This is a genomic window from Sphingomonas longa (assembly GCF_016892685.1).
GTDB classification, from domain to species: Bacteria; Pseudomonadota; Alphaproteobacteria; order Sphingomonadales; family Sphingomonadaceae; genus Sphingomonas; species Sphingomonas longa.
This window is the reverse complement of sequence record NZ_JAFEMC010000001.1, coordinates 384,262-403,506: the sequence shown is the minus strand read 5'-3', so window position 1 is coordinate 403,506 and position 19,245 is coordinate 384,262. Positions and strand designations below refer to the sequence as shown.

Genomic DNA, 19,245 nt, shown 5'->3' with positions numbered 1-19,245 from the left:
CTGATGCGCTGGACGTCCGCCCTGGCGATCTACATACTGTTCTGGGCGTTCAGCGTATTTCTCGTGCTGCCATTCGGCGTGCGGACCACGCACGAGGCCGGGGGTGACTACGTTCCCGGCCAAGCCGAGAGCGCGCCTCACGAGTTCAGGCTCGGCCGCGTCGTGCTGTGGGTGACGGTGGTCGCGACGACGCTCTTCGTGCTGTTCCAGCTGAATTATTACTATGGGTGGATCACGCCGCAGACGATGGATATTGCCGGGCGGATCGAGGCCGAGCGGGCGCGTTAGGACCGGACTTTCGCGTCTGCGAAAGTCCGGTCCCTTCTCTGTCCGCCTGATCCCTACGTACCAGGGGTCATCGTCTGCCTTGAAACGCAGCGAGCAGGTCGGGCCGATCAGCCGATCTGCTGCGCCTGCGCGCCGCTGTCGGGGCGGGCTGGCCCCAGGATCGGTTCCTCGCCCAGCGGTTCGTTGCGGAAGACCGTGAACTCGCCCTTGCCGTCCGGCGTCGGACCCTGCGTCCAGCGGCCTTCCGGATAGGTGCCGTCGAGCGACGTCACATAGAAGTTATAGTTGTTCTGTTGATCCTCCATGTCCTGCGGAAAGCTGTTGGGGATCGGCAGATTGTTCGGCTCCGCGCCGAGTTCCTCGATCACCGCCAGCCATTGCTGCTGGTGCATCGTGTCGCGTGCGATCATGTAGTGGAGCATCTTCTTCATGCCCTCGTCATGCGCGGCGTTGAACAGGCGCACCGCCAGCACGCGCCCGGTACTCTCCGCCGCGACGTTACAGTACATGTCGGCGGCGACATTGCCGCTGGCGTAGATGTGGCTCATGTTGAACGGCACGCCGTCCGAATCCATCGGCATCGCCGCCAGACCGCCCGACAGCAGGTTCTTGTGGATCAGCCCCTCGATCTTGTGACGTGGGTTTTCGCCGCCCATCACCGCCCCGACGATGCCGTCCTTGACGCCTTCTTCCTGAAGTTTCGCCGGTGCCTTCTCCAGGTTCAGCGCGACGGCGGTCGCGAGCATCTCGATGTGGCCGATTTCTTCGGTCGCCGTGTTCAGCAGCATGTCGCGATATTTCGTGGTCGGCGCGCGGTTGCCCCACGCCTGGAAGAAATACTGCATGCACACGCGGATTTCGCCTTCGACGCCGCCGATGGCCTGTTGCAGCATTCGCGCGAACGCGGGGTCGGGCTCCGTTACCTGCACGGGATATTGGAGCCGTTTGTCATGATAATACATCGTCTGCCTCGCTATCGGTTATGGCGATCGCGCCGCAGACGTAACGGTTAACGACCGTCGGGGTTTGTTGCCCTCGCAGAACAATCGCCAAGTTTCTCAATAACCTACGTCAAATGACGTGTGCCGCGGAGGGATCGGCGTACCGCATCATCGCGTTCGGCCGGGATGATCGAGACAGGTCGGAGGACGAGATGACGAGCGTTGCGAATGTCCGCGGCGGAAGGGCGACGACGCCATTGGTGCTGGGTGCGATCGTTGCCGGCGGGGCGATCGGCTGGGCCTATTGGGCCCGTCGCGAGCCGGCGCTGGCGGAACGTACCCGGCGACGGCTTGCCGAGGGAGGCCCGGCATGAAGATCCATCATCTGAATTGCGGCACGTGCTGCCCGCCGGGTGGTCGGCTGTTCGACGGGCGGAACGACGGCGGGGCGGGGCATCTGGTCTGCCATTGCCTGCTGATCGAAAGCGACGCCGGGCTGGTGCTGGTCGATACCGGGTTCGGGACGAAGGACGTGGCGCGACCGCACGACCGGCTGTCCGACTTCTTCCTGACGCTCAACCGGCCGCAGCTGAAGGTGGAGGAGACGGCGGTCGCGCAGGTGCGGGCGCTGGGGTTCGATCCCGGCGATGTACGGCATATCGTCGTCAGCCATCTCGACTTCGACCATGCCGGTGGGATCGAGGATTTCGCCAATGCGCGCATCCACGTCACCGCACGCGAGAAGGAAGTTGCCGATGCGCAACGGGGCGGCGCGTTCGTGTCGCGCAAACGCTATCGGCCGCAGCAGTGGGATGAGGCGACGAACTGGTCGCTCTATCCGTTCGGCGGCGGCGAGCGGTGGTTCGGGTTCGACGCGGTGCGCGATCTGGAGGGGCTGCCCCCCGAGATCCTGTTGGTGCCGCTGGCGGGGCACACTTGGGGCCATGCCGGCGTCGCCGTGCAGCAAGAGGACGGACACTGGCTGTTCTATGCCGCCGACGCCTATTTCCACCACGGCGAGGTCGGCTCGGAACGGCGGTCCTGCCCGTCGGGCCTTCGCGGCTATCAGCGGCTGATGCAGGTCGACGCGGCCGCGCGGGTCGCCAATCAGGCGCGGTTGCGGGCGCTGTCGGTCGAACATGGCGCCGAGGTGCGGATGTTCTGCGCGCACGACACGACGGAGTTCGCGGCGCTGGCGGGGTCGCCAACGCCGCGCTGATCCGTTTCCGCTCCGTCCCGAAAGGGAGGGAGCGGAAAGCTGCACCGTCACATCATATGGACCGTCTTCGTGACGAGGTGCGCCATCACGCCCTCGGGGCCGTCCTCCGATCCGTGGCCGGAGTCCTTCACGCCGCCGAACGGGCTATCCGGCCAGCTGAGGCGGACATTGTTGATCGCGACCATGCCGGCCTCGATCGCGTCGCCGAGCAGGTTCTGGCGCCGGCCATTCTCGGTGAAGCAATACGCCGCGAGACCGAAGGGCAGGCGATTGGCTTGCTCGATCGCGTCGTCGACCGTGGCGAAGGGGCGCAGGAGGGCGATCGGGCCGAACGGCTCGTCGTTCATCGCACGCGCGTCGAGCGGCACGTCGGCCAGCACGGTCGGCTGGAAGAAGAACCCGCCTTCTCCACCGCGCTCGCCACCCGCGAGCAGCTTCGCGCCGTGCCGCCGTGCGTCCTCGACCAGTTCGCCGATCGCCTCCGGACGGCGCGGATTGGCCATCGGCCCCATCTGCGTGCCGGCATCGAGCCCGTCGCCGATCTTCAAGGCGCGGGTACGCTCCGCGAAGCCTGCGGCGAAGGCGTCGTAGACACCCTCCTGGACGTGGAAGCGGGTCGGCGCGATGCAGACCTGTCCGGCGTTCCTGAACTTGTGCGCCACCAGCGTGTCGAGCGTCTTGTCGAGATCGCAGTCGTCGAACACCAGCACGGGGCCGTGGCCGCCGAGTTCCATCGTCGTCTTCATCATCGTGTCGGCGGCCAGCTTCATCAGATGCTTGCCGACGGGCACGGAGCCGGTGAAGCTGAGCTTGCGCGTGATCGGCGAGGCGAGCAGCTGGCGCGACACCATGTCGGGCACGCCGAACACGCACTGCGCGACATCGCCGGGCAGCCCCGCGTCCTGGAAGCAGCGCAGCACTTCGACCGCGCTACCCGCCGTCTCCTCGCTGGGCTTGATGATGATCGAACAGCCCGCCGCGATTGCGGGCGCGATCTTGCGGACGACGTTCATGATCGGGAAGTTCCACGCGCAGAACGCGGCGACGGGGCCGACCGGCTGGTGCAGCACCAGACTGCGCGTGCCGGCCGGACGCGGCAGGACGCGGCCATAGATGCGCAGCGCCTCGCCCGCATGGAAATCGAGCAGGGCGGCGGCGAACAGCGCCTCGCCCTTGGCTTCGGCGAGGATCTTGCCCTGTTCCAGCGTGGCGATGCGCGCGAGGTGGTCGGCACGTTCCCGGATCAGTTGCGCGGTCTTCTGCAGCACGGCGGCGCGCTTCTCGGGCGCGGTGCCACGCCACAGCACGAAGCCGCGCTGCGTCGCCTCCAGCGCCGCGTCGAGATCGGCGGCGGTCGCCAGCGGCAGCGCCGCGTGGCCCGCACCCGTGGCGGGGTTGAGGACGTCGTGCGTCTCGCGTCCCTCGGTGCCGAGCCACTCGCCGCCGATATAGAGGCCGAGTTTCGCGTCGTAGGTCGTCGCCATTCTACTCTCCTTGGATCCCCCCCAACTAGGCATCGGCCGCATCGGTGTCACCACTTGCCGGGCACGAAGCATTTGTTTCGAATTCCGACGCATCGACTTCGGTATCGTGTCTGCCGAGGAGGAACGGCATGACGGGTACGGCGATCGGCGAAGCGGCGGCGGGGTTGCGGACGGCGCGGGAGGCGTGGCGCGCGCGCCAGCCGGAGGGTCGCGATGTGGCGAGCTTTCCGTCGCGCGCGGTCGTCGAGGATGTCGTCGCGCTGTTGGCCGCGGCGCTTTATCCGCGGCGTTTGGGCCAGTTCCGCGGCAAGCCGGTCGACGAGGACAATTTCGTCGTCGCCAAGCTGCTGGCGGCGTTCACCGCGCTGGAGCGGGAGATCGGCAACGAACTCGGCTATTGGCAGGCGGAGGCGCGCGGCGCGTTCGAGAAGGACTTGCCGGCAACGATCGTGCGGCTGTTCGGCGCGACACTGGGCGACATCCGCCGCCTGATCGACAGCGACGTGGAGGCGGCGTTCCTCGGCGATCCGGCGGCGCGTAGCGTCGACGAGATCCTCGTCAGTTATCCCGGCGCGATCGCCAGCCTGCACCACCGGATCTCGCATCAGCTCGATGCGCTGGGTGCGCCGATCGTCGCGCGGCTGATCTCCGAGATCGGCAACGAGCGGACCGGGATCGACATCCACCCCGGCGCGGCGATCGGCGAGGAGTTCTTCATCGATCACGGCACCGGCGTCGTCATCGGCGAGACCGCGATCATCGGCGCACGCGTCCGCCTCTACCAGCACGTCACGCTCGGCGCCCGCAGCGCGCTGGGTGCGGCTCGGCGCAAGGGCGAGGGGGGCAGCCGCTATGCCCGCCACCCGATCGTCGGCGACGATGTCGTCGTCTACGCCGGCGCGACGATCCTGGGGCGGGTGACGATCGGCGCGCGGTCGACGATCGGCGGCAATGTCTGGCTGTTGAGCGACGTGCCGCCCGACAGCGTCGTCGTCCAGCCGGAGGCGCAGTTGCTCGACCGCTCCTCGGCGGGGCAGCTCAGGGACGAACTGGCGTAATCGACCGAGCAACGGCGCGCAGCACGTGCGCGCCCAGCGCGTCGGCGTCGCGGTTGAGGAAATGGCCGCCCGGCATGCCGATCACGTGCGCGCCGCGGACGTGCAGCAGCGGGCAGAGGCTGTCCGTCTCTTCGACTCCGTAGATGCAGGTGAGGGGTGCCCAGTCGAGCGTCCGCGCGGTCGTCACGGCCATGCTGTCGGGTGTGCCGCGATAGACGAAGCCGGACGGGTCGGCGCGCAGGAAGACGGTATCGCCGGGCACGACGAGGATGATGCCGGCCACCCGCGCCCGCAGGTCGGCCGGCAGCGCCGCGAGGCCGGTTTGAAGCACGTCGGCGCCGTAGGACTGGCCGATCAGCACGATCCGCCGGCTGCCGGTGCGAGCCAGCGCCTGTCGAACCGCTTCAGCGATCAGCGTATTCGTTTGTGCCAGCGTCTGCCGGGTCCGGAACATCGTCGACGAATTGAACCCGACCGTCTCGATCCCGTGCGCCGCCAGCAGCTTCGTCGTCGCCGCGCCCATGCCGAAGCGCAGCCCCGTGTCGCCGGAGAAGTAGAGCGCCGCCACCGGCGCGCGCGGGCCCTGCGCGTCGAACATATGCACCGGATCGCGGTCAAAGATGCCCGCGCTGTAGAGATAGCCGAGCAGCGCCGCGAGCACGACGCCCGCGACGATCAGGACGGAGCGGAGCCGGTTGCGGCGGCGGGGTAGGGTGGACATGCGGCAAGGCTCCTCGATCGCCGCCGCTGTGCTGTGCGCTGCCCGTCCGCCGAGCGTCCGGCGCATGAACGATCGGTCACGCGCGGCGTAGCGTGAAGGTGACCGCCAGCCCCGGTCCGGCATCCGACAGCGTCAGCGTGCCGCCATGCAGATGCGCCACCGCCGCGACCAGCGACAAGCCGAGCCCCGCACCGCTCTCCCCCCGGGCCGTATCCAGACGACCGAACCGCTTCAGCGCATCGTCGCGGCGATCATGGGGGATGCCCGGCCCGCGATCGGTGACGGTGATCGCGATCAGGTCGCCGGCGACCGCCGCGCTCAGCGCGATCTGCCCGCGTCCGTATTTCAGCGCGTTGTCGACGATGTTGGCGAGTGCCTGACCCAGCATCTCGCGATTGGCGGGAGCGCGCAGATCGGCTGGGGCCCCGACACTCATCGTCATGCCGCGATCCTCCGCCAGCGGTTCGAACATTTCCGCCAGTCCGTGGAGCAGCGCGGCGATGTCGGTGTCCGCGAACGCCTCCCTCCCCAAGCCTGCCTCGGCGCGGGTGATGCGGAGCGCGGTGTCGAGCATCGACAGCAACCGGTCGCCTTCGTCCATCGCCCGCACGATCGCGGTGCGCGAGGCCTCCGTGTCGGCGGCGGCGAGCGCGCGCTCCAGCGTCGCGCGCAGGCGGGTGAGGGGTGAGCGGAGATCGTGCGCCAGCCCGTCCGTCGCGACCTTCAACTCGCCGACCAGCAACGCAATGCGGTCGAGCATGGCATTGACCGCGCGGCCCAGCGCCTCGAACGCGTCGTCGCCGCCGTCGCTTTCCACGCGGCGGCCGAGATCGCCCGCCGCCACCGCCTGCGCCGTGGTGACGGTGCGCCCGACCCGTGCGTCGATGATCCGCGCCGCGATCCATCCCGCGAGGCCCGCCAGCACCAGCGCGACCGCCATCGCCACGGCCATCGCTTCCTCCATCGCGCGCGCGAACCTGAGTTCGCTTTCGATCACATGCCCGGTCAGCAGGCGTTCGCCGCCGGGAAGGGTGGTGGTCAGCACCCGCATCCGCTCCGGCACCTCGCGGTCGATGCGGAACAGCTCGATCGTCGTCGCGCCGCTGCCGGGGTCGGCGGTGGGCGGCCAGTCGGCGATATTGCCGGCCAGATAGCGCCCCGCCGCGTTGGTCAGGATCAGCACGGTCTGCGGCGGCTGCCGACGTTGCACCCGCTGCGACACCGCCGCGCGCAGGGCATCGGTCCCGCCTGCGCGATAGGCGGTCATCAGGTCGCCGCGCACGCCGCGCGCCATGTCCTCCGCCGCGGCGGTGATCTGGCTGCGGGTGATCTGGCGCACGGTGACGAGGGTCGTCGCCGCGCCCGCGAGTTGCAGCGCGAACACCAGCGCGGCGATCCGGACGGTCGCCGACCGGGGCAGGCGCAACCCGGCTATCGCTCGACGCCGAGCTTGTAGCCGGACCCGCGCACGGTGTGCAGCAACGGCCGTGCGAACCCCTCGTCGACCTTTTTACGCAGGCGGCTGATATGCACGTCGGTGACGTTGGTGCCGGGATCGAAATGGTAATCCCACACGCCCTCCAGCAACATCGTGCGGGTGACGACCTGTTCGGCGTGGCGCAGCATGAATTCGAGGAGGCGGTATTCGCGCGGCTGGAGGTCGATCGGCTTGCCCGCGCGCTTCACGCGGTGACCGAGCAGGTCCATTTCCAGATCGTCGCACACCAGCTTCGTTTCCGGCGCGGTACCGGCGTTCTGGCCGCGCCGCACGAGCAGCCGCACGCGGGCGAGCAGTTCGGCGAACACGAACGGCTTGGTCAGGTAATCGTCGCTGCCCGAGGTCAGGCCGGCGACGCGGTCTTCCGGCGTGCTCATCGCCGACAGGATCAGCACGGGTGTCTCCACGCCCGCCGCGCGCATCGCCGCCAGTGCGGCCATGCCGTCCATCCCCGGCATCATCCGGTCGAGGACGATGCAGTCGTAGCCGCCGTCGGTCGCGTGGAACAGGCCGTCGCGGCCGTTTGCGGCACGATCGACAACGAAACCCTGTTCCTTCAAACCGTTGGCGACATAGTCTGCGGTGGTGTCGTCATCCTCGACGAGCAGGATCTTGGTCATCATCGCCCTCCCTGATCCGGATGTAGCAGCGTCAGCGTCAACGGGGCACCCCGGCGGTCGACGACCAGACTTACGGGGTCCCGTTGCGCTTCTTCGCGCCGAAGCGTGCGCAGCGACGGGGCGGATGTGCCGTTCACCGCCGCGACGACGTCTCCAACCCGAAGGCCCGCCGCGGCCTCCGGCCCACCGGTACGCAGGCTGGTGACGACCAGCCGCCCCTGCCGGTCGCCAACCAGCGTCGCGAAGGTCGCGCCGCCGACCGCCCCCCGCAATTGTGGCGCGGACAGCCAGCCGGGGATCAGCGCGATGCCGGCACTTCCCGCGACGGCGCTGCCGATCGCCGCCCAGGCGACCGCGACCAAGCCCCTCATCGCGTCTCTTCCCGCGCACCGATCCGATCCCGATCCGCGATCAGGCGATCGAGTTTCTCGTGCAGGCGCAGGATCTCCAGTTCGGCCCGCAGATTGACCTCGTAGTCGAGGCTGGCGGCGACGCGGTCCTTCGCGGCCTGCCGATTCTGGCTCATCATGATGACGGGGGCCTGCACGGCAGCCAGCGTCGACAGCATCAGGTTCAGGAAGATGTAGGGGTAGGGGTCGAACGCATCACCCCAATGCGCCAGCACGTCGGTGTTGAGCAGCATCCACCCGAACAGCACCGCCGCGAAGGCGATGATGAAGCTCCACGATCCGCCCACCGCCGCCACCCGGTCGGCCAGCCGATCGCCGAACGAAGACCGTTCGTCGGCGACATCGGCGGCATCGCGCGAGACGGTCAGCGCCAGCTCCATATGATCGAGGACGCGGCGCTCCTCCGGCTCCAGCGCGCGGCTCTGTTCGCCGAAGATGTGCCGGAACAGGCGGTGCTGGGGCGGTGTCGTCATGATCGCACTCCTGCCATCGCCCGGTTTGGCACGCGGTGGGCGAGAGGTGACGATTTCGTCATGCGGGCGCGCGGCCAGGGGCGTCGCGCCAACTCGCCCTCCCTTCGGCAGAATGCCCCGGGGGGGGCTTGGTGACAGGTAGCTGAGCGAAGTCGCAGCCATTTCCTGACGGGGCGGGGACAGTAGGTTCTTCACAATCCGCGCCGAAATGAGCGCTTCGTCATCCCGCGGACAGCTTCCGCACCGGTCGCCGCGCGTACCCGGACGTCATGATCCGCCCCCTTGCCTTTACCGCCGTGCTGGCGCTGCTCTCCGCCAGCGCGCAGGCGCAGGAGGCCAGCCCCGCCACGCCGCCACCCCCGGTGGATCCGGGTGCCGATCGGCTGACGATCGGCGTCGGCCCGGCGGTGGTGCCCAGCTATACCGGGTCCGACCAGTACGGCATCGTGCCCGGCATCGCGCTACAGGGTCAGGTGCACGGCCTGGCGTTCGCATCGCAGGGAACGGCATTGTGGCTGGACGCGATCCGCGGCAGCGGCGGCGTTGGTTGGAAGGCGCAGGCGGGACCGATCGCGGCACTGCGGCTGGACCGGACGAGCCGCATTCAGGACTCGCGGGTATCCGGCCTCGGCGAGTTGCGGTCGGCGTGGGAGGTCGGGGCATGGGCCGGCATCCAGCGCACTGGCGTCGTCACCAGCCCCTACGACAATGTCAGCGCCAGCGTGTCGTATCAGGCGGATGTGCACGACGCCCATCGCAGCTATGTCGTCAGCCCCAGTGTCAGCTATTCGACGCCGCTGTCGCGCAAGGATTATGTCAGCCTGTCGGCGGGCGCCGACTGGGTCGGGCGCGGCTTCGGCGACTATTATTACGACATCTCCGCCGCCGGCGCTGCGACCAGCGGGCTGGACCCCTATGATGGGGCCGATCGTGCAGGGTGGAAGGACTGGAACGCCAGCCTGCTGGTGGCGCACGCGATCACCGGCGACCTGACGCACGGGTTGGGGCTGTTCGCGACCGGCGGGTACCAGCGCCTGCTCGGCCGCTACGCGCGGTCACCGATCGTCGCCGATGCGGGCAGCCCCGACCAGTGGAATGGTGCGGTCGGTGTCGAGTGGACGTTCTGACATGACCAAAAGTTCAGAACGCCCACAGCCTGCGGCCACCCCGCCGGGTCCAAAGGCGGCCGGAAGCGGAGCGGGAGCGATGGGGATGTGGTGGAAGACAGCGGTCGCGTCGGCGGCGCTTGCAATCGCGGGACCGGCCGTGGCGCAGCGGCCAGCGGATGCGCTGGCCGGCCTGTGGATGAACCCGCACGGCAGCGTCGTGGTGCGCGCGGGCGATTGCGGCAGCAAGCTGTGCGGCTGGATCGGCTGGGCCAATGGTCAGGCGAAGCAGGACGCCCGTGAAGAGGGAGTCGATCCGTTGATCGGCGTCGCGCTGCTCCAGGATTACGAGCCCAACAAGGACGGCACGTGGTCGGGCACGATCTACGTCCCCGACATGGGGCGGCGCTTCTCGTCCACGATCGCGCTGGTCGACCGTAATCAGTTGAAGGTGAAGGGGTGCCTGATCGGCGGCTTCATCTGCCGGTCGCAGCTTTGGCATCGGGTCGAGCATATGCCCGATGCGTGACAGGCTCGCCCGGATCGTTGCGGTTGCGAAGCGGCGCGCATGGCTGGCGTCGGCGCTGGTCGTCATGCTCGTGGGCCTGGGACTGGTCGCGCTGCACCATCTGACGCGCGAGATCCGGCTCGCGGATGTCGCCGCGGCATTCGATCGGATCGGGCGAGGGCAGGTGGTGGCGGCGCTGCTGCTGACCGTCCTCAGCTATCTGGCGTTGACGCTCTACGACGTGCTGGCGCTGCGTATCGTCGGGCGACCGCTGCCGTGGCGCACGGCGGCGCTGGGCTCTTTCACCAGCTATACGCTTAGCCACAATCTGGGGCTGGCGCTGATCACCGGCGGGTCGGCCCGCTACCGCGTGTACACCGCGGCGGGACTGGACGGCCCGGACGTGGCGCGCGTCGTCGCAATCGCGGGAGCGACCTTCTGGATGGGCGTGCTGGCCGTGGCGGGGGGGGCGTTGCTCGTGCACGCCGGCCCGCTGCCGATCGCGACGCTGGTCGTGCCGGAATGGGTGGCACGGCTGATCGGCGCGGGTATCGCAATTGCGGCGGCGGCGTTCGTGGCGCTGTGCGCCGCGGGGCCGCGACAGGTGGGTTGGCGCGGATGGAGCATACCCCTGCCGACCGCCCGGCAGGCGCTGGCGCAGATCGGCATCGCCACGCTGGACCTGGCGGCGGCGGCGGCGGCGCTGTTCGTCCTGATCCCCGGCGCAGCCCCCGATCTGCTTCCCACCTTCGTCCTCGCTTACGCACTGGCCATCATCGTCGCGCTCATCAGCCATGTGCCGGGTGGCGTCGGCGTGTTCGAGGCGGTGGTGCTGGCGGCGGTGCCGGTGGACCGCACCGCCCTGTTTGCGGCGCTGATCGCCTACCGCGTCCTGTATTACCTGTTGCCGCTGGCGCTCGGCATCGTCGCGCTGGTGTGGCACGAGGGGCGACGACGCCTGCCTGCGAAGGCGATGGCGGGCGCGCGGATGCTGGCGGACGGGATCGCGCCGCCGCTGCTGAGTGCGGCCTGTTTCGGCGGTGGTACGGTGCTGCTGCTGTCGGGATCGCTGCCCGCGGTGCCGGGCCGGCTGCACGACCTGACCGAATGGGTGCCGTTGCCGTTCGTCGAAGGATCGCATCTTGCCGCCAGTCTGGTTGGCACCGGCCTGCTGCTGATCGCGCCCGGGCTGTACCGGCGGCTCGACGGTGCCTTCCACGCGGCGCGTGCGCTGCTGGTGGCGGGTGCGGCGTTCAGCCTGTTCAAGGGCATCGATTACGAGGAGGCGGTCGTCTGTTTGACGATCGCAGCGCTGCTGCAATGGACGCGCGGGGCATTCTACCGCCGGACGGCGCTGGTCGCGCGTCCGCTGTCGCCGGCGTTCGTGGCGAGCGTCGCGATCGTGATCGGCGGTGCGATCTGGGTCGGGTTCTTCGCGTACAAGCATGTCGATTACAGCCAGCGCCTGTGGTGGCAGTTCGCGGTGGGCGACGACGCGTCGCGGTTCCTGCGCGCCAGTCTCGGCATCGGCGTGGTGCTGGGCGGGGCGGCGTTCCTGCGGCTGTTCCTGCCCGCCCCCGTGCGCGACGGCGAGACGGCATCCGACGAGGAAGTCGCCGCCGTGCTCGCGATCGCCGAGCGCACCGACGCGATGCTGGCGCTGACCGGCGACAAGCGCTTCCTGTTCTCGACGGCCGGCGACGCGTTCGTGATGTATCAGGTGCGCGGGCGAAGCTGGATCGCAATGGCCGATCCGGTCGGCGCGCGGGCGGCGTGGCCCGACCTGCTGTGGCGGCTGCGCGCGATGGCGGACGCCGCGCAGGGTCGGCTGCTGCTCTACCAGATCGGCGCCGGAACGCTGGAGATTGCAATCGAGATGGGTCTGGAGATCGTCAAATACGGGGAGGAGGCGATCGTCGACCTCGCGGCCTTCACGCTCGAAGGCAGTGCGATGCGCTCGCTTCGCCAGACGCACCGGCGGTTGGTGCGGGACGGCGTGACGTTCGACATCGTCCGGGCGGCGGAGGTTACCACGCTGCTGCCGCAGCTCGGGCCGGTATCGGATCACTGGTTGACGGCGAAGAGCCAGCGCGAAAAGGGCTTCAGCCTCGGCCGGTTCGATCCCGCCTATATGGCGCAGTTCGATTGCGCGGTGGCACGCATGAACGGCCGGATCGTCGCGTTCGCCAACGTCTGGGCGACGGCGGATCGCAGCGAACTGTCGGTGGACCTGATGCGGCACGACGATGCCGCTCCGTCCGGCGTCATGGACTTCCTGTTCGTCAGCCTGATGCTGTGGGGGCAGGCGAACGCCTATCGCCGCTTCGCGCTGGGCCTCGCGCCGTTGTCGGGGATCGATGGCCGCAGGAGCGCGCCTGCCTGGGGACGGATCGCTGGATTGCTGTTCCGGCATGGCGAGAAGCTCTACGGCTTTCGCGGGTTGCGGGCGTACAAGGAGAAGTTCCAGCCGCTCTGGGCCCCGCGCTATATCGCCGGACCGCGCGGATTGGCGCTGGTACAGGGCCTGCGCGATCTCAACGCGCTGATCGCCGACCCGCCCGTGCGCCGGCTCAGCCCGGCAGGCGCACCACCACCACGCTGACATTGTCCGGCGCACCGCGTGCCAGCACCGCGCGAACCAGCGCGTCGCAGGCGGCTGCCGGCGCAGCCTCGAGCAGCGCTGCTATCTCCGCATCCGACAGGCATTTGTTCAATCCGTCGGAGCACAACAGGAACACGTCGCCCGCCACCGCCGCATCCTCGACCACGTCGAGCGCCAGGTCAGGTTCCCCGCCGATCGCACGCGTCACGACATTGGCCAGCGGGTGGTCCGCCGCCTCCTCCGGGCGGATGATCCCCGCCGCGACGAGCTGGTCGACCTGGCTGTGGTCGCGCGTCATCTGCCGCAGCATGCCGCCCCGCAGGCGGTAGACGCGGCTGTCACCGACCCAGAGGCAGGCGCAGCGTCCCTCCGCCAGCAACAGCGCGGCGACCGTGGTGCCGATCGTCCGTACGGCGACGCGGCCGGCCTCCACCACCTCCGCATTGGCGGCGGCGAGCGCGTCGGCGATCGCCTCGCAATCATGGTCCAGACCGCCCGTGAGCGACACCGCGTGGAGGCGCGCCGCGACGGTCTGTGACGCCCAATCGCCGCGCGCATGCCCGCCCATGCCATCCGCCACGGCCCAGAAACTGCCGCCGGGGTGCGTCATCACGCTGTCTTCGTTGGCGGTCCTGACGCAGCCGACATGGCTGAGCGCGGCGGCCTCGGCGTGATCGTTCATGAGTGAGGAGTCATCCGCCGACCAGAACGGTCGGCAGCCCGAGGATGATCGCCCCGCCGTGCGCGCAGGAGTCGCCGATTCGGACCTGCGGCTTCTTGCCGGTCAGCACCGTGGCGCTGCCCTTGATGATCGAGTCCGGTGGACCGACGCAGGTGCAGAGATCGCCCATGACCGCAGCCGGAAGCTTGCCGATCAACACGGTAGGGACGCACGGTCCGGTGATCGGTCCGCCGACATGGGGCACGGGCCCCGTCGCGGCGGGGCAGACATGCATATCCGTCTGGCGCGACGCCGGCATCCCCATCGGTCCAACCCTCCCTGACTATTCGTTCCAGCTAGCACGAACGATGCTTGCGAGAAAGTTGCTGTCGAGGCAAAAAAGGCGCGTGCAACGGCGCAGGCGGGGGCCTATCGAGTCGTCATCGGGGCGGGAGGAAATATTCAGTGATCATCGGCGATGGCATCGACGCTGATATTCTTGCGCCCATCGCTGATGGTCCGGGTATCGACGGTCGCGCCGATGAGGGCGAAGTTGGTGATCTCTTTCGAGAAATCCGGTTTCAACGCAAGGCGATCTTCCGCATCGAGCAAAAGGCGGCGATGGGCGAAGATTTCGGCGACGGCGACAATTGGAGCTGGGACCAGATCGCAGAAACCGCCGTCGATTACCTGAAAGAACACGGCAAAGACCTTGAGATCATGGCAATCTTGGTCGAGTCCTGCGCGCGGCGGGACGGCCTGGCTGGGTTCGACCGGGCCGTGATGGTCATGTCCGAACTGGTCGAAACATGGTGGGACCAGGGGCTTTACCCGGCGGAGGACGAGGAAGACGGCGTCGAAGCTCGATTCCAGCCGCTTTCCGGCCTCTCGGGCGGTGGTAGCGACAAGGATGGGACGCTGATCGGTCCCTTGCGCAACCTCGTGCTCGCGGGCGGCGGCGACGAGTCCTTGCGGTACATGGACCGGGTGGTGGCCGAGGGGATGCTGGCGTCCGCCCAGACGGTGAAGCCGGAACAGCGCGCATCGCTGCAGGCACAGGCCGAAGAAGCGATGGCCGCATCCGAGGCGCTGGCTCGGCGGGTCGGCGGCAAGCCGTTGCGCATCGCGGTCGTGCACCTGTCGTCGGCGGAGGCGGCGTGGCGGCGGACGGTGAGTTTCATCTCGGAACGGACCAAGCCCCGGTTTCCAGCGGCATCGCGCGTCAGCGACGAATTGCGGTCGATCCGCGAGTGGCTGGAGGGGCTGTTGCGGCTCTTGCCGGACGACAGCGCCAACGATGTCGAGGATCCGCCCGAGCATGTCGCGGACGCCACCGGCGACGGTGCGGTCGTCGTGGCCGGGGGCGCCGCCAACGCGCCGTTCTCGATCGGCAAGATCACGCGACGGGAGGACGCGCTGCGGGCGGTCAACGCCGCCGCCGATTATTTCGAGAAGTACGAACCTATTTCGCCGATCGGCTCCGCGTTGCGCGACGTCGATCGTCGGGCGCGGATGAGTTTCGACGACCTGCTCATCGAACTGATCCCCGACGGATCGAGCCGCGAACTGTTTTACTGGCGTTCGGGCATCCGCCCGCCGCCGGAGTGAGCGTAATCGCCGGGGCATGTCGCCCCGGATCGTAATACGGCGCGACGTCGCGCCTTGGAGGGTGGGATATGGCTGACTCGGTACATGACAAGCTGAAGCGGGTGCGCAAACCGCGTGTGCACATCACCTACGATGTCGAAACCGAAGGTGCGCAGGAACTGAAGGAGCTGCCCTTCGTGGTCGGCGTCCTGGGCGATTTCTCGGGGGACTCGGCGATCGCCAAGAAGGCGCTCAAGGAGCGCAAGTTCGTCGACCTGAAGAAGGACAAGTTCGACCAGGTCATGGCCCGCATCGAACCGGCCGTGAAGCTGAAAGTGGACAACACCGTCGAGAAGAACGGCAAGGAATTCGAGGTCAATCTCAAGTTCCGCTCGATGGAGGATTTCGAGCCCGAGCAGATCGTCCAGCAGGTCGAACCGCTCCGCAAGCTGATGGAGACGCGCAACGCGCTGCGCGACCTGATGGCGAAGGCCGACGGCTCCGAGCAGCTCGAGGGTCTGCTCGAGAAGATCCTTCAGGACAACGGCTCGCTGGCCGAATTGCAGCAGCAGCTCGGCGTGTCCGACGCGCCCAAGGAGTAAGTGACGATGGCCGATACCGATACCCAGACACAGGGTGGCGCGCAGACGATCACGACCGAGGAGACGGGCCTGAGCCTGCTCGATCAGGCGATCAGCGTCACTAAGCAGACCGAGCCGAGCCGCGTCGAGGAACTGATGCGGACGCTGGCCAACGAAGCGATGAGCGGCACCGTCCAGTTCCAGAAGAACATGACGGTCACGCTGCGCGAGGCTATCGCGAAGATCGACGCCCAGATCTCCGAGCAGCTCGCCGCGATCATGCACGCCGAGAAGTTCAAGACGCTGGAGGGGAGCTGGCGCGGGCTCAACTACCTCGTCAAGAATAGCGAGATCGGCGAGGGCCTGAAGGTCCAGCTGCTGAACGTGACGAAGAAGGAACTGGCCGCCGACCTGGAGAAGGCGACCGATTTCGATCAGAGCAACTTCTACAAGAAGGTGTACGAGGAGCAGTTCGGTACGGCGGGCGGTGCGCCGTTCTCCACGCTGATCGGCGATTTCTACTTCAACAAGTCGTCGTCGGACGTCGAGTTGCTGACCAACATCTCGTCGGTCGCGGCGGCGGGTTTCTGCCCGTTCATCTCTGCGGCGGATGCCAACGTGTTCGGCATGGACAGCTTTACCGAGCTGGCCAATCCGATGGACATGAAGCAGCTGTTCGAAACGGCCGACTACATCAAGTGGAACAGCTTCCGGAACACCGAGGACGCGCGCTTCGTCACGCTGACGATGCCGAAGGTCCTGTCGCGCGTGCCCTATGGCAAGGACACCAAGGCGGTCGACGCGTTCGATTACGAGGAAGCGCCGCGCGATTCGAACGGCAACGCCAAGCCGATGCAGCATGACGATTATGCGTGGATGAACGCATCCTACGCACTCGCCGCGCGCCTGACCGACGCGCATGCCCAATATGGCTGGTGCACGGCGATCCGCGGTGCAGAGGGCGGCGGCAAGGTGACGAACCTGCCGACGCACGTCTTCCATTCGGACGACGGCGACCTCGATGCGAAGTGCCCGACGGAAATCGGCATCACCGATCGCCGCGAAAAGGAACTGTCCGACCTCGGCTTCCTGCCGCTCTGCCACTACAAAAACACCGATTTCTCCGTGTTCTTCGGTGCGCAGACGATGCAGAAGCCCAAGAAGTACGATCGGCCGGAGGCGACGGCGAACGCCGCCATTTCCGCGCGGCTGCCGTACATCATGGCGACCAGCCGTTTCGCCCATTATCTGAAGGTGATGGCGCGGGACAAGATCGGCTCCTTCATGGAGGCGAGCGATACCGAGCAGTGGCTGAACCGCTGGATCGGCCAATATGTCAACGCGTCGGAAGGGGCCGGTCAGGAGTCGCGGGCCAGGTATCCGCTGCGCGAGGCCAAGGTCGAAGTGAAGGAAGTTCCGGGCGCTCCGGGCAGCTACACCGCGGTCGCGCATCTGCGCCCGTGGTTGCAGTTCGAGGAGCTGACGACGTCGATGCGGCTCGTCGCCCGCATTCCGGGCAAGGCCGGCTGATCCAACCGGATCGGATCGGATCGATGGAACTGGACGGCCTTGGAACCGAAGCCCTGCTCGACAACATCGTCGAGCAGGGCGAGGTCGCGGATCGTCCGGTTCCACGGTCGTCCGATACCGACCGGGCGGAGCGATCCCGGCGGGATGTCGCACGCCGGCGCCAGGTCGGCCGGGCCGGTGCGGCGATCGCGGCCATCGATCGGCTCCTTGGCGAGCAACTCGATGCGATCCTGCACCACCCGCGATTTCAGAAAATCGAAGCGCTGTGGCGCGGCACGCACTGGCTGGTCGAGGGAATGGCCGGCGACAGCGGCCTGAAGCTGCGCATCCTGGATGCTCGCTGGGCGGAAATCGCCCGCGACATGGAACGCGCGGTGGCGTTCGACCAGACCAGCCTGTTCGAGAAGATCTATAGCGGCGAATTCGGGACGCCGGGCGGCGAGCCGTTCGGCATGCTCGTCGTCGATCACGCGCTCTGGCATCGGCCATCGGGACGGGAGCGCGTCGACGATCTCGCCGCCGTGTCGAGTCTGGCCGAGGTAGCGGCGGCGGCATTCTGTCCGATCATCCTAGGCGTCGATCCGCGTATGGTCGGGCTCGATGGATATGACGAGATCGACCTTCGGCAGGATCTCGCCGCCAGCCTGAACGGACCGGAACTGGCGCGATACGAGCGTCTGCGAGGAGAGAATGACTGCCGCTTCATCGGTGCGGTGGTGCCCCGCCTGCTGATGCGCCAACCTTATCGCGGGCGGTCGATGCCGCGGCTGGGCTTCGTCTATGACGAGGCGGTCGCCGGTCCCGCCGACCTGTTGTGGATCGGCGGCGGCTTCGGTCTGGCTCGCGTGGCGGCGCGCGCGATGCGCCAGCATCGCTGGCCGGCGGACGTTCGCGGCGCGATCGCGGCGGACGAGGGCGGCATCGTCGATGGGCCGGTCAAGCTGATGCTGAGGCCGGACCGGCCGGGCACCGTCGCCCGGTTCGCGACCGAGAACGCGATCTCGGAAGAACAGGAGGTCGCGCTGAACGCCGCCGGGTTCATCTGTCTGCGCCAATTGCACCTGACCGGATCGGTGGCGTTCCTCAATCTGCCGACGCTGCATCGTCCGCCGGACTACGACAATGAGGCGGCCCGGATGAACGCGAAGATGAGCGCGATGTTGAATTACATCATGTGCGTGTGTCGGTTCGCGCATTACGTGAAGGTGATCGCCCGCGACTGGGTCGGGAAATACGCGGATGCGCGCGAGTGTCAGCGGCTGCTGCAGACGTGGCTGTCCGCCTATGTCACGGGTAACGACGATGCGAGTCCGGAGATGCGGGTCCGCTATCCACTGCGTCAGGCGAACGTCGTCGTGACCGAGGTGGTCGGCAAGCCCGGCACCTATGCCTGCGAAATCGCGATCCAGCCCCATTACCAACTCGATCAGATCGCGTCGGAGTTCCGGCTGGCGACGCAGATCGGGCGGGAGGTCGGGGCGTGACCGACACGACGCGGCCGCTGCTGTCGCTGTTCGATCGCCTGATGGACGATGCGCCCGACGAGACGATCGAGGAGCAGGACGACGACGATGCCGCCTTCCGCCGGGTGAAGCTGGGGATGCGACGCGATCTGGAGGGCTTGCTCAACGGCAAACGCCCCTATTCCAGATGGCTGGGCTCGCGACCCGGACTGGGGGACACGGTGGTGGGCTTCGGGCTCGCCGATCTCAGCACCGAAGACTTCAGCAGCGAAGCGGTGCGGGAGCGGCTGCGACGGATGATCGCACAGGGCATCCGGACACACGAGCCACGCCTGCGCCGCGTCGAAGTGGAGGTGGACGGCGCGCCGACATCGGCCGGGGTTCGCTTCAGGATCAGCGCGGTCATGGTCCTGGACATGATCGAGGAGGCGGTGGTCTACGATGCGCGACTGCGGCCATCGGATCGCGCGATCGACGTCAATCTGGCACGATAGC

The 19,245-nt window shown here is 67.8% G+C and carries 21 protein-coding genes; 12 read left to right on the top strand and 9 right to left on the bottom strand.

All coding sequences use genetic code 11. The features are described 5' to 3' along the window. The first annotated feature begins 3 nt into the window (after positions 1 to 3). On the top strand, positions 4 to 288 hold the full coding sequence (locus ILT43_RS01935; protein WP_204193705.1) for a DUF1467 family protein: 285 nt from the start codon (positions 4 to 6) through the stop codon (positions 286 to 288). 107 nt (positions 289 to 395) lie between these two features. Here ILT43_RS01935 and ILT43_RS01930 read toward each other — a convergent pair whose 3' ends face one another. Beyond that, positions 396 to 1,250 carry a manganese catalase family protein gene (locus tag ILT43_RS01930; RefSeq protein WP_204193703.1) on the bottom strand — a complete coding sequence of 285 codons (855 nt, stop codon included), beginning with the start codon at positions 1,248 to 1,250 and terminating at the stop codon, positions 396 to 398. A gap of 113 nt (positions 1,251 to 1,363) precedes the next feature. On the opposite strand from ILT43_RS01930, the gene ILT43_RS01925 reads away from it, so the two are divergent. Further along, positions 1,364 to 1,603, top strand: coding sequence for a hypothetical protein (locus ILT43_RS01925; RefSeq protein WP_204193702.1), 240 nt, complete (start codon positions 1,364 to 1,366; stop codon positions 1,601 to 1,603). Next, a complete protein-coding gene (locus ILT43_RS01920; protein WP_204193700.1) occupies positions 1,600 to 2,448 on the top strand; it encodes an MBL fold metallo-hydrolase in 849 nt (282 codons plus the stop codon). The genes ILT43_RS01925 and ILT43_RS01920 overlap by 4 nt, the downstream gene beginning before the upstream one ends. Before the next feature lie 47 nt (positions 2,449 to 2,495). Here the strand turns inward: ILT43_RS01920 and ILT43_RS01915 are convergent, their stop codons facing one another. Beyond that, on the bottom strand, positions 2,496 to 3,932 hold the full coding sequence (locus ILT43_RS01915) for an NAD-dependent succinate-semialdehyde dehydrogenase (RefSeq protein ID WP_204193698.1): 1,437 nt from the start codon (positions 3,930 to 3,932) through the stop codon (positions 2,496 to 2,498). Positions 3,933 to 4,060: 128 nt separating this feature from the next. Here ILT43_RS01915 and epsC point away from each other — a divergent pair, with 128 nt between their 5' ends. Continuing rightward, positions 4,061 to 4,990: a serine O-acetyltransferase EpsC gene (epsC, locus tag ILT43_RS01910; RefSeq protein WP_204193697.1), complete on the top strand. Its 930-nt coding sequence runs from the start codon at positions 4,061 to 4,063 to the stop codon at positions 4,988 to 4,990. Here epsC and ILT43_RS01905 read toward each other — a convergent pair. The 5 genes from ILT43_RS01905 to ILT43_RS01885 all read right to left on the bottom strand — a co-directional run bounded on the left by ILT43_RS01905 (position 4,971) and on the right by ILT43_RS01885 (position 8,712). Continuing rightward, positions 4,971 to 5,711 carry an AcvB/VirJ family lysyl-phosphatidylglycerol hydrolase gene (locus ILT43_RS01905; protein ID WP_204193695.1) on the bottom strand — a complete coding sequence of 247 codons (741 nt, stop codon included), beginning with the start codon at positions 5,709 to 5,711 and terminating at the stop codon, positions 4,971 to 4,973. The two genes, epsC and ILT43_RS01905, sit on opposite strands and share 20 nt — an antisense overlap. Before the next feature lie 76 nt (positions 5,712 to 5,787). Then, the gene (locus tag ILT43_RS01900) at positions 5,788 to 7,137 is read right to left on the bottom strand and encodes a sensor histidine kinase (RefSeq protein WP_204193693.1); all 1,350 of its coding nucleotides are present in this window, start codon (positions 7,135 to 7,137) and stop codon (positions 5,788 to 5,790) included. A 5-nt stretch (positions 7,138 to 7,142) separates the two neighbouring features. Continuing rightward, positions 7,143 to 7,832: a response regulator gene (locus ILT43_RS01895; RefSeq protein WP_211534342.1), complete on the bottom strand. Its 690-nt coding sequence runs from the start codon at positions 7,830 to 7,832 to the stop codon at positions 7,143 to 7,145. Further along, positions 7,829 to 8,200, bottom strand: coding sequence for a PDZ domain-containing protein (locus tag ILT43_RS01890; protein ID WP_204193691.1), 372 nt, complete (start codon positions 8,198 to 8,200; stop codon positions 7,829 to 7,831). The genes ILT43_RS01895 and ILT43_RS01890 overlap by 4 nt, the downstream gene beginning before the upstream one ends. Next, positions 8,197 to 8,712, bottom strand: a complete 516-nt coding sequence (locus tag ILT43_RS01885; RefSeq protein WP_204193690.1) for a DUF1003 domain-containing protein — start codon at positions 8,710 to 8,712, stop codon at positions 8,197 to 8,199. Before ILT43_RS01885 ends, ILT43_RS01890 begins: the two co-directional genes overlap by 4 nt. A 269-nt stretch (positions 8,713 to 8,981) precedes the next feature. Here ILT43_RS01885 and ILT43_RS01880 point away from each other — a divergent pair, with 269 nt between their 5' ends. The 3 genes from ILT43_RS01880 to mprF all read left to right on the top strand — a co-directional run bounded on the left by ILT43_RS01880 (position 8,982) and on the right by mprF (position 12,928). Then, entirely contained in the window at positions 8,982 to 9,839 is an 858-nt protein-coding gene (locus tag ILT43_RS01880; RefSeq protein WP_204193688.1) for a MipA/OmpV family protein, read from the top strand. An 85-nt stretch (positions 9,840 to 9,924) separates the two neighbouring features. Next, a complete protein-coding gene (locus ILT43_RS01875; protein WP_204193686.1) occupies positions 9,925 to 10,347 on the top strand; it encodes a DUF2147 domain-containing protein in 423 nt (140 codons plus the stop codon). Continuing rightward, entirely contained in the window at positions 10,340 to 12,928 is a 2,589-nt protein-coding gene (gene mprF, locus ILT43_RS01870; protein WP_204193684.1) for a bifunctional lysylphosphatidylglycerol flippase/synthetase MprF, read from the top strand. The genes ILT43_RS01875 and mprF overlap by 8 nt, the downstream gene beginning before the upstream one ends. Here the strand turns inward: mprF and ILT43_RS01865 are convergent. Together ILT43_RS01865 and ILT43_RS01860 are read right to left on the bottom strand one after the other, a co-directional pair. Continuing rightward, positions 12,897 to 13,610 carry a PP2C family protein-serine/threonine phosphatase gene (locus ILT43_RS01865; protein WP_204193683.1) on the bottom strand — a complete coding sequence of 238 codons (714 nt, stop codon included), beginning with the start codon at positions 13,608 to 13,610 and terminating at the stop codon, positions 12,897 to 12,899. The two genes, mprF and ILT43_RS01865, sit on opposite strands and share 32 nt — an antisense overlap. 10 nt (positions 13,611 to 13,620) lie before the next feature. Beyond that, positions 13,621 to 13,914, bottom strand: a complete 294-nt coding sequence (locus ILT43_RS01860; RefSeq protein ID WP_204193681.1) for a PAAR domain-containing protein — start codon at positions 13,912 to 13,914, stop codon at positions 13,621 to 13,623. Between the two features lie 47 nt (positions 13,915 to 13,961). Between ILT43_RS01860 and ILT43_RS01855 the strand changes: the two genes are divergently transcribed. The 5 genes from ILT43_RS01855 to tssE all read left to right on the top strand — a co-directional run bounded on the left by ILT43_RS01855 (position 13,962) and on the right by tssE (position 19,244). Continuing rightward, positions 13,962 to 15,197: a type VI secretion system protein TssA gene (locus ILT43_RS01855; RefSeq protein WP_204193679.1), complete on the top strand. Its 1,236-nt coding sequence runs from the start codon at positions 13,962 to 13,964 to the stop codon at positions 15,195 to 15,197. Positions 15,198 to 15,265: 68 nt separating this feature from the next. Then, entirely contained in the window at positions 15,266 to 15,778 is a 513-nt protein-coding gene (gene tssB / locus ILT43_RS01850) for a type VI secretion system contractile sheath small subunit (protein ID WP_204193677.1), read from the top strand. A gap of 6 nt (positions 15,779 to 15,784) precedes the next feature. Beyond that, entirely contained in the window at positions 15,785 to 17,287 is a 1,503-nt protein-coding gene (tssC, locus tag ILT43_RS01845) for a type VI secretion system contractile sheath large subunit (RefSeq protein WP_204193671.1), read from the top strand. Positions 17,288 to 17,310: 23 nt separating this feature from the next. Further along, complete coding sequence (gene tssC, locus ILT43_RS01840; protein WP_204193668.1) at positions 17,311 to 18,771, top strand: type VI secretion system contractile sheath large subunit; 1,461 nt, start codon at positions 17,311 to 17,313, stop codon at positions 18,769 to 18,771. Then, a complete protein-coding gene (tssE, locus tag ILT43_RS01835) occupies positions 18,768 to 19,244 on the top strand; it encodes a type VI secretion system baseplate subunit TssE (RefSeq protein ID WP_204193662.1) in 477 nt (158 codons plus the stop codon). The genes tssC (ILT43_RS01840) and tssE overlap by 4 nt, the downstream gene beginning before the upstream one ends. Position 19,245: the final 1 nt, after the last annotated feature.